Genomic DNA, 13,627 nt, shown 5'->3' with positions numbered 1-13,627 from the left:
GGCGGGCCGCCCGCAGTGAGAGATCCTCAGCAAAGTGCCCGACGTGGTGGCCGTCAAGGCGCCGGGCAACACCTGGCCGACAGTGTGTCCCAAGTGAAGGCACCGTGGGGGACCTTGAGCACATCGGCATGGAGATCAGCACCCGCTCGCAGGAGTGCCTCCTGTGCTGGTGGCTCGATGTCACCGGTCAGCAGGATGCGCACCCCGCGGACCTCCGCCATGATCACCACACTCGCGTCATTTTCAGGCGAGCCTTCCTCGCCACCCTCAACCGGGGCGTCGGAGCGGAGAGCGGGTGAGTCCGCGGCACCCGCCGCAGGCGGTCCGATCACCGTCCAACGCAGCTCACCGATCTGGCGCTGCTCCCCCACGCCGACGCGGCGCACGGGAACCCCCGCCTCGCCGGCCCAGGCGCGTACGAGACTGACCTGGCCCGGCGGCGAGTCGAGCGGACCCACCGCGATCTCGCCGATGGTCCGGCCACGCAGAACTCCAGGAAGACCGGACACGTGGTCGGCATGGAAGTGCGTCAGCAGGAGATAGGGCACCCGCCGGATCCCCAGATCGGACAGGCAACGGTCGACCGCCACCGGATCGGGTCCCGTGTCGACGACGACTCCTGCCCGCGGGCCGGCACGTATGACCAGGGCATCACCCTGCCCCACATCGCAGGCGACGACGGTCCAGTCCCTGGGCGGCCATCCGGTCACCCAGCTGAGGGGCAGCGGCGTGCTGATGGGGCGGATGATCCAGACCGTCACCATGGCTGCCACCAGCACGGTGAGGCCGCGCCGGCGCAGCAGCCAGGGCGCGGTGGCCGCCACCACCGCGCACCACAGGGTCAGAACGGCGATGTCCGGGCCATCCGCCGACCACGACAGACTCGCTCCCTGCGCGTCCGCGGATCTGGTGCCGACCTCGACGATCCAACGCGCGGAGTACCCCGCAAGGTGACCGGGCACGGACGCCAGGGTGACGCTCCATGGCGCGACGAGGGTCGCGGCGATCCCGAGGACCGTCGCCGGGATGACAGCCGGCGCCGCCACCAGGTTGGCGAGCACGGCGACCAGGCTCACTGACCCCGACAGCATCGCCACTACCGGTGTGCAGGCGAGCTGCGCCGCCAGGGACACCGCCAGAGCCGTCGCCACGAACCCCGGAAGCCACCGCTTCAATGGCTCGGTGAAGCGGGGCGCGAGGACCAGGATCCCGGCGGTCGCCAGCACGGACAGTGCGAAGCCATAGGTGCGGCCAAGCCACGGATCAACCTGCAGCAGGACGATGACGGCCAGCGCCAACGCCGGAATGCCGTGCCGCCGCGAGCCGGTCGCCAGGCCCGCGAGACCGACGAGTCCCATCGCCGCCGCCCTGAGGACGCTCGGCTCCGGCCGGGCCAGGAGCACGAAGCCCAGGGCGCAGACCGCACCGAGGACTGGTAGCCCCCACGACCGGACGCCCAACCAGCGAGCCGCGCCGAGTACGAACGCCAGAAGGATCGTGAAGTTGGTGCCCGAGACCGCGGTGAGGTGGGACAGCCCCGCGGTCCGGAAGTCATCGACCAGCTTTTCGGGTAGGCGCGAGACGTCTCCGACCACCAGCGCGGGCACGAGGCCTCGTTCGTTCGGCGGCAGTCCAGCGACGGCCGCGCGCAGCCCCGCACGGAGCCGGCTCGCACCGCGGTCGAGTCGGCCCGGGCGCTCGAGCTCCACGGGCGGGGACCGCACGGCCAGGACCGCCGCCGCACGATCTCCGCGGCCCGTCGCCGCCAGCCGGGCCACCGCACGCATCCGCGCTCCCGGCTGGACCCGCGCCCATGACGTGGGCGCTGTCACCACCACCGGGGTCGTCACCCGCGACGTCTCTCCCCTCCCGGTGATTCGCAGGACGTCGCCGTCGAGGACGACGTAAGGCGGACGGTGTCCGCGGCGCTCGCGGAGCCTTGGGTCGCTGGTGATCCGTAGCTCGACGGTGGCGACGGCGGCCTGCTCCGCCAGCGAGGGAACCGGCCCGCTCCGCGATGCGACCACATGCAGCGTGGCCACGGTTGCCGAGACGGCCCCACCCAGGCAGACCACCGCGACAGCCGAGACGCCGGCGGTGCGTACGAACCGCCCGCCGAAGGCCAGGACAAGCAGCGCGAGCACGCCCAGGGCGACCGCGGCCACGACCGCGATCGGTGGCGGTATGACGGGGACGACCAGCGCGAAGAGCCATGACGTCGCGGCGAGTGGCACCAGCCGCGCGTCTGGCCCGGGCTCGGGCGCAAACTCGGGCGGAGTCGGGTCCCGCGACGGCTCGGAACTCCCACGGTCCATGCTCGGCTCACCGGACCGTGACCCGGGGGCGCAGGTCGGAGAACTTGCGTTCGCCGATCCCCGTGACTTCCCGGAGTTCGTCGACGCTGGTGAAGCGCCCGTGATCGGAACGGAAGTCGCTGATCCGCTGGGCGAGGACCGGGCCGACCCCGGGTAGCTCCTCAAGCTGCGCGAGAGTCGCGGTGTTGAGGTCGAGCAGCGCCCCGGCTGAAGCTCCCGCCGCCTGAGGGCTGCCGGGACCCGCCGCGTCCGGCGGCACGGCACCGGGCGGCGGAGTGATCCCGACGAGCACCTGCTCCCCGTCGGCGAGTGGGCGCGCGAGGTTGAGTGTGCCGAGGTCCACCCCGGCAAGCGCACCACCCGACGCGGACACCGCGTCAATCACCCGCGCGCCCGACTGGAGGTGGACGACGCCGGGCTTGCGGACCTTGCCGGCGACGTGCACCACCAGCGTCGACGGGCTTGATGACGCCTGCGCCGACGCGGCGGGAGACGTCACCGGTCGACCGGCCGCCACTGTCGCGGCCGGAGTAGGAGGCGCGCCTTCGCGCACGGGCCGGGCACGAAGCACCATGACGCCCGCACCGATCACGGCGAGCAGCAGCAGGCCGGCGACGACCACCACGTGCCCGCGCCGCAGACCCCAGGCAGCGGCCAGCGCCTCACCTGGACGGCCGAACAGCTTTCCTTCGGGCTCTCGCGCCCCAACCTCCATCGGCTCCTCCGGTCGCCGCGTCTCCACCTCCGTCGGCTGCCCCGTCGCGCGCGAACCCGTCATCGCCGAGGCGTCACGCCGCGGCACCCATCCGCCCACGCGAAGTGGGGGTGATGGTCGGCGCAGTGCCCGCACCCGGCGTTCGGCCAGCGCGGTGTCCTCGGGATGGGCCCGATGGCGAGGGTGACGGCGACGAAACACGAGGTCGACGCTACGAAGCGAGGACCCGGCTCGGCGGGCGTCGAGCTCAGGCTGTGGATAGATCCACCACTTCGCCTTCTGTGGACAAATCCGCGGCACGGACCAGGGGCAGGCCAACAGCCAGCGCCAGCCAGACCAGCAGAATCAGGCCGAGGTGAGTCAGGCCAGCGAGGACCAGACCATCGAGAGTCAGGCCAGCGAGGGCCAGGGCTCAGGCGGCGACTCCGCGAAGAACCGCAGGATCTCCAGGAGCCGGCTCGCCGGAGGCGCTGTCCAGACCCGCTCGGAACGACGAGCACCCGGGTCCTGCGGAAGCCGGTGCAGTGCCCACGCCAGGTGGTACCACAGCACCCGCGCCGACCAGGCCCGTACGGCGTCATCCCGGACCCGATCAGGAACCCCGGCCAGGTAGCCGTCGAGAGCGAACGGCACCGCCCGCAACGGCAGCTTGGCGAAGTCGAGGGCCGGATCTCCCCAGGCCGCGTCACCCCAGTCGACCAGCCCGGCGAGCCTTCCCGACGTACCTTCGACCACGATGTTGGTGGGCGACGCGTCGCCGTGGAGGACCACCGGCTCGACGTCGGGTGGGCGCCAGCCGGCCAGCCGGTCGAACCACCCGAGCAGCCAGCGGGCCGCGTCCAGGTCGATGTATCCCTCCTCGGCCAGGCTCGCCACCGCGGGCCGCGGGTCGTCCTCGTCCATGACGCCGACGCCAGGCAGTGGCCCCGTCAACCGCCGGGTGAGCTGGTGCAGCCGCGCCAGGGACCGGCCGACCTCCTCGTAGGCGTCCGCGGCGAAGGCCGGCGGCGTGCCGAGTGCCGCGAGGTCGCGGCCGCGTACCCGCTCGACCACCAGGTAAGGAACGCCCACGACCGTGCAGCTGTCGTCGTATGTCGCGACGGCGGGGGTTCGTACGCCCGCTCGCCGGGCGACCGGTATGACCGTGGCCTCCTTGGCCAGCTCGGCGTACCGCGCACCGGCACCTCGAGGGATGCGGAGCACCAGGTGCTCTCCCAGGAAGTAGACGTCGTTGGCGCTCCCAGGCGCCGGCGCGAGCGCGATGTCCTCGAACGGAATTTGGTACCGGTCGGCGATCGCGGTCAGCGTCTCTCGTCGTGATTCCCCACCCAGGCTCACGGTCGCAAAGAGTAGGGCAACAAGGCACGCCAGGGCTCGTCACCGCGACGAGACCTCCTCAGCTACTCCCCCGTGACCCGCTGAACGCCGGCCTCCAGCGGGGACACCACGACCGCGATCATCCCGGGTCCGACATGCGCGCCGATGACACTCCCCGCCTCACGCACGACGCTGCCGGCGAGTCGAGGTATGCGGTCCCGCAGCCGGGTCGCGAGCTCCTCGGCGCGGCCGGGGTTCCCGAGATGGTGGACCGCGACCTCGACGTCCTGGTCCCCCGCGTAGGCGACCGTACGCCGTTCGAGCTCGGCCAGCGCACGGCCGGCCGTGTGCACCTTCGCCAGCAGGCTCAGCCGGCCGTCCACCAGGTGCAGGATCGGCTTGACGGCCAGCGCCGACCCGAGGACCGCCTGCGGAGCACCGATCCGCCCACCCTTGCGGAGGTGTTCGAGGGTGTCGACGTACAGCAGGGTCCGGGTGCGCGCGGCCCGGCGGCGCGCCGTCTCCGCCACCTCGTCGGCGGCGGCCCCGCGGTCGCGCGCACCCGCCGCCGCGAGCACCGCGAACCCCAGACCCATGCCGACCTGGCGCGAGTCGACGACGGTGACGGGGAGCGGCGCCTGCAGCGCGCCGAGTCGGGCGGCGTCCCTGGTGCCCGACAGCTCACCCGAGAGGTGGACCGAGACCACCGCCCGCGTACCCGCGTCGGCGGCCGCGCGGTAGACCTCCAGGAAGTCCAGTGGCGACGGGCGTGAGGTGGTGACCCGCTCGCCGACCCGCAGGGCCTCGCTCACCAGGCGCGTCACGGACGGCGGGCCTTCGGCGTACGTCGTGTCGCCCACGACGACCCGCAGGGGTACGACCGAGATGGAGTACGCCGCGGCCTCCTCGGCGGCGAGGTACGCCGTGGAGTCGGTGACCAGCGCTACCCGGGGGCCCACACGACGAGGCTATGACCTGCTCGGTGGCGCCGGGCCGGGCGCGGAACTTCGCACCTGTGTCGGTGGTCTGCTGCAGAGTGGGCGGCATGTACGAGACCGACACCGAGTTCGATGACCTTCAGCGCCTCCTCGACGCCTCGCTCGGTCGATCGACGGAGCACCTGCGTTCGATCGTCAAGCCGGGCGAGCGCACACTTTCGGCCCGCCAACTGGCCGGAGTCCTCACCGGGATGTGCACGCTCTCGGCGGCCACCGTGACCGCCAAGGGCGAGCCGCGGATCAGCGGGGTCGACGGTCACTTCCTGCACGGGCGGTGGGTGTTCGGCACGGATGGTACGGCGGCAAAGACCCGGCACCTGCGAGCCCGACCGGCGGTCAGCGTCGCCCACATCCGTGGCGATGACCTCGGCGTCTTCACCCACGGGACGGTGGAGTTCCTGCCGCAGGACCATCCCGACTGGCCGGAGATCGACGCGCATCTGATCCGCCACTATGGCAACTCGCCGACCACCTGGGGCGAGAACATCGTCTATATGCGGGTGGTGCCGCACTGGATGGTCGCGTACGCCGCCGACCCGGCGAAGATGCTCGATCAGGCGGGCATCTCGACCTGACAGTGCACCCTCCGCTCAGCGGCGACGGGTCGCCTTCTTGGGAGGTCGCGCAGACAGGGGCGCGGAGAGCGAGCGCCTATCTGCGCGACCTCTTAGCCACCCTGGAGCGGAGCGCCCGGCGGGCGACCGGACCAAGGTCGTCCACGACCTCCACCAGCACGGCCAGTTGCTCGAGCGCCGCAAGCGCCCGCTGCGCCCCTGGGGCGTCCACGCCTTCATAAAGCTCCAAGCCGATGAAAGCGGCCGACGCCGCACGGGCGAGCCCAGGGATGTCGGCGATCTCGGCGAACGGCGATCCCGCCAGCACCCTTCGCAGTACGGACTCGATCTCGTCGGTCCACAGCCGCAGCGCGCCCGCGGTGGCACTGGCGAGCTTCTCGTCCTGCTGGCCGCCGGCGAGCATCTGCGCGAGCACACCCACGTTGCCGCGTTCCCGCTCCTCGGCGTGCAGCGCCTGCCCCACGTCGAGCAACTCGCGCAGCGTGGTCACCTTCGCGAGCCGCTCGGTGTACGCCGAGAGCCGATCGGCGGTGGCGGCCTCGCAGGCCGCCACCAGCAACGCGTCGACGCTGCCGTAGTGATAGAAGACCAGCGCCTGGTTGACGCCCGCGGTGGCGGCGATGGTCCGGGCGGACACACCCGCGATGCCGTGGCTGCGGATGGTGCTGATCGCGCCGTCGAGCAGGCGCTGCCTGGTGTCCGCCAATCGAGCTCCTCAGCTGGTGGTGCGGTTGGTCGTGCGCTTGGTCGTCCGCTCGGTGGTGCGACGCGGGTCGCGCGCCACGACCCTCTCAGACCCGGGGGTTCTCCCGCAGCGGGCGTACCGACGCGGGTACGACGTGCCGCCTGGTGTCGACGTACGCGACCGTGAAGCTGCCCCGATAGCCGAAGAGCGGGCCGAACCTCTTGTTGCCGACCGCCACCTCGATCCGGAAACGTCGGGCCGCTTCGTCGTACCACTCGCGTACGCGCGCACTTCCGGTCATCCCGGACGGGAGGCGGACGCCGAGGAACCCCGCATAGCACCGCTGGCTGCCGGTACGTATCTGAAGCCCGCCTCCGCTGTCGACCCGAAGGTCGAGGTCGACGGCCAGGTGCTGGTGGGTGCCGAGGTAGTCGACGATCCGGCCACGCGGTGGGCTGTAGACCATGGTGGCGTCGAAGCGCCGGCGCATCCCCGGCGCCAGGTCGAAGGTGCGGACGAACGTCACGGTCTCGCGCCCGAAAGAGTCCCGGTAGGCGAAATTCTCGATCGAGAAAGGTACGTTCCTCCCCCGCTCGGGGAACAGGATGTGCCGGGTCGTCCCCAGGTAGAGGAACGGCAGGGTGAACGCCCCACCCCGCCACACCTCGTCCATCACCCCAGTGCCCACGCAGGCGGCGCCATCGGTGCTGTCGAACCCGAACCTCCGCTGGAGTTCGGGGTGAAGCTGGCCGAAGTCGGGGCCGAGGGCGCGCGCGAAGATCGAGGTCATGGTCGCTCCAACCGCGCGAGCGTGGCGGGCGCGACCGCGCCACGGCCTTCCGATGGCCTCCGCCGGCAACGGCGGGCGGCCGGAGTGACGGGTGAGGGCGGCAGGAGTACGCCGGCCACCGCCAACGCCGCGGCTGCCCCCAGGGTCAAGGCGGCCGGTAGGTCGCGGGTCAACAGCACGGCCACAAACACGGCCGCCACCCTCGCTCCGGCGTCGGCCAGCGCGGTGCGGCGCGCTCGTCGAGGCGTGATCCCGCGCTCGAGCCACAGCCGGAGCCGGTCGAACGACCACGCGGTGAGCCATCCGAAGAGCGGCCGGAACACCTTGTCGGCATACGGGCCGAGCCGGTCCCAACCGGGCTCGTAGTCGTAACCGGTGAGGAACCGCACGCCTCCGCCGTGGACCGGGACGTAGCGCCAGTAGCCCGCACCCGAGCGGATCAGGCTGAGCGAATGGTCAGAGGCGAACCGCAGGGCTGACGTACGGGTGCCGTCCGGGCGCTGGCGTTCGCCCGCGCTGATGCCCACGCCGTCGATGGTCAGCCCCGGCAGCGCCCGGGTGGCGTACCGGAACCGCTGCGGTGCGGCCGCGTCCTCCGGATCCTTCGGCAGGTAGGTGATCTCGCCGAACCGCGCGTCCCACTGCTGGTGCGCCGATGGATCCTGGGTTGCCTGCCACACCTGGTCAAGGTCAGTGTTGATCTCGACCTCGACATAGATCCGTTCTCCCATGTCCGCCTCCGGATCCCACACAGTTTGAGCGATCGCTCAATCGACCGCTGGCCGTGAGCGTACCGCCGATTTGAGCGGTCGCTCAAGACCCCGATTGGGACGGGAGAACGCGGCGTCAGCCAGGGACGACGTTGACCAGCCTGGGGGCCCGTACGATCACCGTGCGGACGCCACGGCCGGCCAGCGCCGCACGTACCTTCTCCGACGCAAGGGCGCGTTGACGCAGCGCCTCCTCCGCGATCGCCGCCGGCACCTCCAGCCGGTCCCGCACCCGGCCCGCCACCTGGACGACACAGGTCACCAGATCCTCGGTGAGGTACGCCGGATCGGCTTGCGGATAAGGCAGGTACGCCAGCGAGTCAGCCGACCCGAGCCGCGACCACAGCTCCTCGGCCAGGTGTGGTGCGAACGGCGCCAACAGGAGGACCAGCGGCCCGGCCACCTCGCGCGGCACCGCCTCGAACGCCACGACACCCCGCACCAATTCCATCAGCCGCGCGATCGCGGTGTTGAACGCCAGGTCGTCCAGGTCCTGGCGTACCGCGTCGATCGTCTTGTGGAGAAGGCGTCTGGTCGCGTCGTCGGCCGGCGAGTCGGTCACCCGGAGCGCGCCGGACTCCTCGTCGACAAGCGCCCGCCACACCCGCTGCAGGAACCGGTGCGCGCCGACGATGCCGTGCGGGTCCCACGGACGCGAGGCGTGTAAAGGTCCGGTTGACATTACGTAGACCCGGAACGTGTCGGCGCCGTACTCGTCGCACATCTCGTCGGGCGTCACCATGTTGCGCAGGCTCTTGCCCATCTTGCCGAGGCTGCGGCGTACCAGTTCGCCCCGCCAGTAGTAGCCGCCGTCGCGTTCCTCCACCTCCGCCGCGGGAACGTACACACCTCGGGCATCGGTGTAGGAGTACGCCTGGATGTAGCCGTTGTTGACCAGGCGGCGGAACGGCTCCCGGCTCGACACGTAGCCGAGGTCATGGAGCACCTTGTGCCAGAAGCGTGCGTACAACAGATGGAGCACCGCATGCTCGACGCCACCGACATAGAGGTCGACACCGCCACCGTCAAGGTCACCTTGCGGGCCCATCCAGTAACGCTCGTTGGCGGGATCGCAGAAGGCTTCGTCGTTGGTGGGGTCGAGGTAGCGGAGTTCGTACCAGCACGAGCCGGCCCACTGCGGCATCGTGTGCGTCTCCCTGCGGTAGTCCTTCGGCCCGTCACCCAGGTCCAACCGCACCGAAACCCACTCCCGGAGGCGAGCCAGTGGCGCCTCTGGCTCCGAACCCGCGTCCTCGGGGTCGTACGTGCGCGGCGCGAAGTCCGTCGTCTCGGGCAGCACGACCGGCAGCATCGACTCGGGCAACGCGACCGGGCCATGCTCGTCGTAGACGATCGGGAACGGCTCACCCCAGTACCTCTGCCGGCTGAACACCCAGTCGCGCAGCTGGTATGTCAATGTGCCCTTGCCTGCCTCGCCTTCGCCTTCGCCTTCGTTCGGAACTGTTTCAGAACGGCCGATCCAGTTGCGCTGCTGCGCCTTGATCGACTCGGGCCAGTCCAGCAGGTCCAGGTCGGCGAGCAGCCGGTGGGCGTACGCGGTGATGCGCAGCATCCACTGCCGCATCGTGCGCGGATACACCGGAAAGTTGCCGCGCTCGCTGCGGCCTTCGGCGGTGACCTCCTCGTTGGCCAGGACGGTGCCAAGCCCTGGGCACCAGTTCACGGTCACGTCGTCGAGGTAGGCCAGCCGGTGCGCGTCGATGAGCCGCCGGCGTTCGCCTTCCGTCAGCGTCGACCACGGCCGGCCATCAGGGGTCGCACGCTCGCCGGACTCGAACGCCGCCACCAGGTCGGCGATCGGCCGGGCCCTGTCCTGCTTGGTGTCGTACCACGCGTGGAAGATCTTCAGGAAGATCCACTGCGTCCAGCGGTAGAAGCCGACGTCGGTGGTCGCGACCGTACGCCGCTCGTCATGCGCCAGCCCCAGACGGCGCAACTGGCCCGCGATGGTGGCGATGTTCTCTTCGGTGGTGATCCGCGGATGCTGGCCGGTCTGGACGGCGTACTGCTCCGCCGGCAGTCCGAACGCGTCATAGCCGAACGCGTGCAGCACCTGGTGGCCGCGCATGCGGAGGTACCTGCCGTAGACGTCAGTCGCGACGTATCCAAGCGGATGGCCGACGTGCATCGTGCCCGACGGCCCGATGAACATGTCGAGTACGTAGAACTTCGGCTTCTCGGCAACTGCCTGTCTGTCAACGTCGCCTTGCGCGCTGAGCGAGCCGACGGGATTGGCTGTGTGGAAGGCGCCGTGCTCGCGCCAGTACTTTTGCCAGCGCGCCTCGATCGTGGCGGCCAACTCCCCGGTGTAACGATGGGAGACCGCAGACGATGTGTCGGACATGATGGGGCCCTCGTCTTCTTAGGAAAGCATCCTGGTCGGCATGCGTAAGAGCCACGCCGACGCGGTGCTGAGAGCACCCGCTGAAGATCGGCGCGGCTACCTAAGAAGGAGGCGACCCATGCGCACAAACCAAGACTACCGGCGTATTGGGACGCAGTGGAAGGCCAATGTTAAGGAGTGGAGACTTTCCCGTGTTCGGACACGGGAAAGTCTCCACTCCTTAACAAGTGCGGAGCCCCAACCGGAGTCAAGGCCGCTGGCGTTCTCAGCCGGGAACGATGTTGACGAGCTTGGGTGCGCGGACGATCAGCCGGCGGATCTCACGGTCTCCCAGCGCGTTCCGCACCTTCTCGGAGGCAAGCGCGAGTTGACGCAGCTCGTCCTCTGAGATGTCCGGCGACACGTCGAACTTGTCCCGCAGCTTGCCGGCAATCTGCACCACCGCGGTCACCGACTCGGCGGCGGCCAGGTCGGCGTCGTACGACGGCCAGCCGGCCAGCGCCACGGTCGGCTCGAAGCCGAGGCGCTCCCACATGTCCTCGGCGGTGTAGGGCGTCACGACGCTCAGCATCACCGCGAGCGCCTCGACCGCCTCACGCACGGCCGGATCCGCCGGTCCCGGCCCGCTGTCGATCGCCTTCCGGATGGTGCTCGTCAGCTCCATCAGCCGGGCAATGCCGACATTGAACTTGAACGACTCGACGTGCTCGGTGAACTCCTTGATCGTCCGGTGGGTCACCTTGCGGAGCGCGGTGTCGCCGGTCGCCGGATCGACTCCGCGTTCGCTGGTCACATCGCCCGCCAGCCGCCAGGCCCGCTGTATGAACTTCAGCGAGCCGCTCGGCGACACGTCGGCCCAGTCGATGTCGTCCTCGGGTGGTCCGGCGAAGACCATCGTCAGCCGGATCGCGTCGACGCCGTACTTCCCCAGCTGCTCACTCAGGTCGACACCGTTGCCCAGGGACTTGCTCATCGCCTTGCCCTGGTTGACGACCTGGCCCTGGTTGAGGAGCGCCTTGAAGGGTTCGGTGAAGTCGACGACCCCCATGTCGTGCAGCACCTTGGTGAAGAACCGGCTGTACAGCAGGTGCAGGATCGCGTGCTCCACCCCGCCGACGTACTGGTCGATCGGCATCCAGCGCTGGACGTCCTCGGGGTTGAACGGCCCTCCGTCGTAACCCGGCGAGCAGTAGCGCAGGTAGTACCAGGACGAGTCGACGAAGGTGTCCATCGTGTCGGTGTCGCGCCGGGCCTCGCCGCCGCACTTCGGGCAGTCGACCTGGACCCAGTCGGAGACGGCCGCCAGCGGCGAGGTGCCCTTCGGCGACAGGTCGGCGCCGCGCAGGTCCGGCAGCTCGACGGGCAGCTGGTCGTCGGGCACCGGGACCTCGCCGCAGCTCGGGCAGTGCACGATCGGGATCGGGCAGCCCCAGAACCGCTGCCGGGAGATCAGCCAGTCGCGCAGGCGGTAGGTCACCGCGCCCTTGCCGACGCCCCGCTGCTCCAGCGCCTCGATCATGGTCCGGACGCCGTCGATCTTGCCGAGTCCGTCGATCAGGGACGAGTTGACGTGGACGCCTTCGCCCGCGGTCGCGACGCCGGTCTCCGCCGGGTCGGGCTCACCCGTGTCGACGACGACCCGCACCGGGATGTCGAACTTCCGGGCGAAGTCGAGGTCGCGCTGGTCGTGCGCGGGCACCGCCATGATCGCGCCGGTGCCGTAGTCGGCCAGCACGTAGTCGGCGGCCCAGACCGGGATCCGCTCGCCGTTGACGGGGTTGATCGCGTGCACGCCCAGGAAGACGCCGGTCTTTTCGCGCTCGGTCGAGAGGCGTTCGATCTCGGTCTCGCGCTTGACCTGCTCGAGGTACGCCTCGAACGCCGCCCGCTGGGAGGGCGCGACGATTTCGCTGGCCAGCTTCGCCTCAGGAGCGACGACGAAGAAGGTCGCGCCGTACAACGTGTCGGGCCGGGTCGTGAAGACCGTGACGGGCTCGTCCCGCCCCTCGATCACGAAGTCGACGTACGCGCCCTCCGAGCGCCCGATCCAGTTGCGCTGCATGGTCAGCACCCGCTCGGGCCACCTGCCCTCCAGGGGACCCATGTCGTCGAGCAGGCGTTGCGCGTAGTCGGTGATCTTGAAGTACCACTGGGTCAGCTCGCGCTTGGTGACCGGCGAACCACACCGCTCGCAGTTGCCCGCGATGACCTGCTCATTGGCCAGGACCGTCTGGTCCTTGGGGCACCAGTTGACGTACGACGCCCGGCGGTAGGCCAGCCCCCGCTCGTAGAAACGCAGGAACAGCCACTGCGTCCAGCGGTAGTAGTCGGGGTCGCTGGTGTGCAGGCGCCGCGACCAGTCGAAGGACACGCCGTAGCGCTTGAACGACTCGGCCTGGGTCTCGATGTTGGCGTAGGTCCACTCGGACGGGTGGGCGTTACGCCGGATCGCGGCGTTCTCGGCGGGCAGGCCGAAGGAGTCCCAGCCGATCGGGTGCAGGACGTTGTAGCCCTTCTGGAACCAGTACCTCGCCACCAGGTCACCGAAGGCGTACGCCTCACCGTGACCCATGTGCAGGTCACCGGAGGGGTAGGGGAACATGTCGAGCAGGTAGCGCCGTTCCCGGGTGTCGGGCTCGGAGTCGGGTGCGTCGCCGGCGAGCCGGTCCGCGCGGAAGGGGTCCATCCGCAGCCACACGGGCAGCCATTTGTTCTGGATGGTCCCGAAATCGTACGCGTCGGGCGTGGCTGGGCTGGCTTGGCTCATCGTTCCTGCTCCGTCGAGGACTGTGGCGGAAGGTGGCTCAATCTGAGTGGCCCGAGGGGGCGACCCCCGGAACCCCCGGAGTACCAAAAAACCCCTCACGCAGGAGGGGTTGCCGCGCCGACGCGGTGCGTCCGCACCCGTTGGTGGTCAGCGCGGCTCGGTAAGGAGCAGAGCCACTCGCATGCGGTCAGGGTAGCGCATCGATGGCGCCAGCCAGCGCTCCCGTTCAGCACGCTGTCAGAGGCCAGGGATCCGACGCCAGCCCGTAGTTCTCCCGGCCGCACTGTGGTGGCGTCGACCGATGACGAGCTGAAGGGATTACGGTACATT

General features: G+C 70.1%; 10 protein-coding genes. 1 reads left to right on the top strand and 9 read right to left on the bottom strand.

Annotation, left to right across the window (positions count from 1 at the left end; all coding sequences use genetic code 11):
* Positions 1–53 precede the first annotated feature (53 nt).
* From B141_RS42045 to B141_RS0121875, 4 genes are all read right to left on the bottom strand, one after another.
* Positions 54–2,315, bottom strand: a complete 2,262-nt coding sequence (locus tag B141_RS42045; RefSeq protein ID WP_020577328.1) for a ComEC/Rec2 family competence protein — start codon at positions 2,313–2,315, stop codon at positions 54–56.
* Between the two features lie 7 nt (positions 2,316–2,322).
* Complete coding sequence (locus tag B141_RS0121885; protein WP_026257455.1) at positions 2,323–3,231, bottom strand: ComEA family DNA-binding protein; 909 nt, start codon at positions 3,229–3,231, stop codon at positions 2,323–2,325.
* A 189-nt stretch (positions 3,232–3,420) separates the two neighbouring features.
* A complete protein-coding gene (locus B141_RS42040; protein ID WP_020577326.1) occupies positions 3,421–4,368 on the bottom strand; it encodes a phosphotransferase family protein in 948 nt (315 codons plus the stop codon).
* 62 nt (positions 4,369–4,430) lie between these two features.
* Entirely contained in the window at positions 4,431–5,306 is an 876-nt protein-coding gene (locus B141_RS0121875) for a DegV family protein (protein ID WP_020577325.1), read from the bottom strand.
* Between the two features lie 86 nt (positions 5,307–5,392).
* Between B141_RS0121875 and B141_RS0121870 the strand changes: the two genes are divergently transcribed.
* Positions 5,393–5,920: a pyridoxamine 5'-phosphate oxidase family protein gene (locus B141_RS0121870; protein ID WP_026257454.1), complete on the top strand. Its 528-nt coding sequence runs from the start codon at positions 5,393–5,395 to the stop codon at positions 5,918–5,920.
* Positions 5,921–5,996: 76 nt separating this feature from the next.
* On the opposite strand, the gene B141_RS0121865 is transcribed toward B141_RS0121870, so the two are convergent.
* The 5 genes from B141_RS0121865 to leuS all read right to left on the bottom strand — a co-directional run bounded on the left by B141_RS0121865 (position 5,997) and on the right by leuS (position 13,297).
* Positions 5,997–6,626 carry a TetR/AcrR family transcriptional regulator gene (locus tag B141_RS0121865; RefSeq protein WP_020577323.1) on the bottom strand — a complete coding sequence of 210 codons (630 nt, stop codon included), beginning with the start codon at positions 6,624–6,626 and terminating at the stop codon, positions 5,997–5,999.
* 85 nt (positions 6,627–6,711) lie between these two features.
* Positions 6,712–7,395 (bottom strand): DUF4166 domain-containing protein, encoded by a 684-nt coding sequence (locus B141_RS0121860; protein ID WP_020577322.1) that lies wholly within the window; start codon positions 7,393–7,395, stop codon positions 6,712–6,714.
* A complete protein-coding gene (locus tag B141_RS0121855; RefSeq protein ID WP_020577321.1) occupies positions 7,392–8,126 on the bottom strand; it encodes a hypothetical protein in 735 nt (244 codons plus the stop codon). Before B141_RS0121855 ends, B141_RS0121860 begins: the two co-directional genes overlap by 4 nt.
* Before the next feature lie 115 nt (positions 8,127–8,241).
* Entirely contained in the window at positions 8,242–10,530 is a 2,289-nt protein-coding gene (locus tag B141_RS0121850; protein ID WP_020577320.1) for a class I tRNA ligase family protein, read from the bottom strand.
* A 265-nt stretch (positions 10,531–10,795) separates the two neighbouring features.
* Positions 10,796–13,297 (bottom strand): leucine--tRNA ligase, encoded by a 2,502-nt coding sequence (gene leuS, locus B141_RS0121845; protein ID WP_020577319.1) that lies wholly within the window; start codon positions 13,295–13,297, stop codon positions 10,796–10,798.
* Positions 13,298–13,627 lie beyond the last annotated feature (330 nt).

It is taken from the genome of Actinopolymorpha alba DSM 45243 (assembly GCF_000373925.1).
In the GTDB taxonomy this organism is placed as follows: Bacteria; Actinomycetota; Actinomycetes; order Propionibacteriales; family Actinopolymorphaceae; genus Actinopolymorpha; species Actinopolymorpha alba.
This window is presented reverse-complemented; position numbering and strand designations above follow the sequence as displayed.